This is a genomic window from Mycobacterium scrofulaceum, from assembly GCF_001667885.1.
In the GTDB taxonomy this organism is placed as follows: Bacteria; Actinomycetota; Actinomycetes; order Mycobacteriales; family Mycobacteriaceae; genus Mycobacterium; species Mycobacterium scrofulaceum_C.
Genome location: NZ_LZJW01000034.1, coordinates 1 through 914, shown reverse-complemented (window position 1 = coordinate 914; position 914 = coordinate 1). Strand labels below are relative to the sequence as shown.

Below are 914 nucleotides of genomic sequence, written 5' to 3'. Positions count from 1 at the left end.
GGAGTTGGTCTCGGGCGCCTGGGGTGTCACGACCGGCTGCTGACCCGGGAGGTGCTGGTTGTTCGGCGGGATCTCCGGGGTAGGGCTGGTCTGGCTCTGTGGGGACTGAGCCGGCACCTGGAGCGGTATCGGCGGGAGGGTGAGCCGCTCTTCGGGAATGTCGGGGGGCGGGATCGGCGCCTGCCCGTTGATCAGCAGCTGGCCCTTGGCGCTGTTGACCAGGGTGGCCCAGCCGCCGTTGCCCAGCGTCGCGCCGATGCTGCAGGCGACCTCCCGGCTGCCGGCCGTCCAACTGGCCAGCGGCACGGTGGGGTAGATCAGCGTCAGGGTGGTGGTGCGCAACTTGACCGGCGCCAGGTAGGCGTCCGTCATCTTGGTGCACAGATCCTTGATGTACCCGTCCTGGTCGGCCTCGGCCGGCAGCGCGCCGGGGAACTTCTCGGCCAGGTTGACCGTGCCGGTCACCTCCATCGCGTGCGGTGCGGCGCACTCGACCGGAGCGTCGATCGGCTGGTTGGTGGTCGGGTCGATCCCCAGGCAGGTGCCGGCCGGCCAGACCTTGGACTGGTCGACGTCGGCGACCTTGCCCTTGAAGGCCTGTTGCTGATTGTTGGTGCCGGGCAATTGCAGGCCGCACAGCATGCGGCGTTCACCCGACTGCCGCCAGGCGCGGTCACCGGGCCACAGCAGGCTGACGATGAACTTGCTGTTCGGGTCGAACTTGGGGCCCAGGTAGTTCCGGGCGGCGGACTCGCACTGCTCCTGGGTGATCTGCTGGATGCGAGCGGGCGACGGCGGAGCGGCGTTGGGCCCGTACTCGGAGCCGGGGAACGTCCGCATGTCGACCGATTCGGCGACCTCGAACTTGTGGTCATCGGCGCAGCTGACGATTTTCGCCGATTCCGGGGTGGTGT

1 protein-coding gene is annotated in these 914 nt (G+C 68.8%); it reads right to left on the bottom strand.

Annotated features, from left to right (window positions below):
- Positions 1–914: septum formation family protein (locus A5681_RS04245; RefSeq protein WP_067269715.1), on the bottom strand; the 914-nt coding region annotated here is incomplete at both ends.